The sequence below is a fragment of the Erwinia sp. MYb416 genome, assembly GCF_037479575.1.
Classification (GTDB): domain Bacteria; phylum Pseudomonadota; class Gammaproteobacteria; order Enterobacterales; family Enterobacteriaceae; genus Erwinia; species Erwinia rhapontici.
This window is the reverse complement of record NZ_JBBGYT010000024.1, coordinates 1-1,551: the sequence shown is the minus strand read 5'-3', so window position 1 is coordinate 1,551 and position 1,551 is coordinate 1. Positions and strand designations below refer to the sequence as shown.

Genomic DNA, 1,551 nt, shown 5'->3' with positions numbered 1-1,551 from the left:
TATATATCGTGCTTACATGGGGACGGCCAGACTACAAATTGCGGCAGCATTTATTATGCTTTTTGCTCTGAATGAAAAAATCCCCACAAAGAAAATCGCTATTTTCACAGGGATTTTCGCAGGTGTTATCGTTAATGCTTTTGGTCTTTATCAAGGACTATGGCTTGGAATAACACGTATAAGTCTTAATTTTGATCGTGCAACAATTGTCGCCTACATTCTTACCGCTATCAGCCTTGTCATGATGCAGTCTATCCTGATGATGCGCATCCGATATCGCCTTGTTATTTATACAATTTCATTTGCTTTCACCTATTCCACACTGCTTCTTACTGGGACTCGAGCTGCAATTATTGCCTATCCTATTATTATCTTTCTATCTATCATGGCAACAAAGAATTTAATCAACGGCAACCAGAAAAAGTTATTACTGTTAGCATTACCTCTGCTCATTGTGATTAGTGGTTTAGTATTCAAAAAACAGATTGAAATGCGCATTAACGACTTTCAAAATAACATCGCCATGGTTGATAATACTAAAGTAGAGAATTCCGTTTATGCTCGAGTCTGGATGCAGATTGTCGGTATCCGTACGGGAAATACAGCACCATTAGGGCAATCGGCAGAAAAACGCGCCGACGAAGCCAGGACAATCATCAGCAATGAACCACGGTTATATAACGCAAAACGTTATCTGACGGTTCATCTTCACAATGAAGTTTTAGAGACTTATTCGCTTCGTGGTATCTGGGGTGTTTTGTTATTAGTCGCGACATATGCAAGTCTGTTGATCTTGTCATTTAGGCCAAAAAGAAACGTAATGTTGCTGGGTGTATCACTCGCATTAATTCTATATGGATTAAGTGATGTTCTTTTCTTCAGTATTGAATGCACGGCTGTCTTCTTAATTAGTATAATAATTAGCATTCTCGCTAACCGTTCTCAGGATGAGGAGCATAATCAAAATGTCTGACTCCTCCCCTCTTTTGAGTATTATAATCCCGTTTTTCAATAATGAGGACTTCATTGTTCCTTGTCTGGAATCCTTATTCCATCAGATCGACGATGATATCGAAGTTGTGATAATCGATGATGGCTCAACAGATAACTCTGCAAATTTGGTGCAACACTTTCTCGCAAAGATCTCTCACACCAATGTGAAGTTAATTTCGCAAAATAATCGAGGCATTGGATTCACAAGGAATGTGGGACTGGATAATTCTCGTGGTGAATATATTACTTTCCTTGACGGTGACGATCTTTTGAGCCGCAACTACATGAAAGTTCTGAGGCCTCATCTGGCGTCAGGCGAGTTCGACCTCATCGACTTCAACTACGAAAGATTCACTTTGCAACCAAGTGAAAGCAGTGTTTGTGAGAACGTACCTTGTGTTCAGTATAATTTTGAGCAGCAAGGTCTGAACTGCATGGAAACGCTGTTTACTAAATCAATGTGGCACTTGTGGAATCGCATCTACAGGCGAAGCCTGTTTGATAATGAGCGATTTGAAATCGGACGTCGCTATGAGGATGTGATATTAACGCCTTTCC

At 40.1% G+C, this 1,551-nt stretch carries 2 protein-coding genes; both read left to right on the top strand.

Going from position 1 to position 1,551, the window contains the following annotated elements; genetic code table 11:
• Positions 1-973 (top strand): O-antigen ligase family protein (locus tag WH277_RS00220; RefSeq protein ID WP_339503662.1); only part of this gene is annotated, 973 nt, incomplete at its 5' end.
• The coding region (locus WH277_RS00215; RefSeq protein ID WP_339503659.1) for a glycosyltransferase family 2 protein at positions 966-1,551 on the top strand (586 nt) is incomplete at its 3' end. The genes WH277_RS00220 and WH277_RS00215, both read left to right, overlap by 8 nt.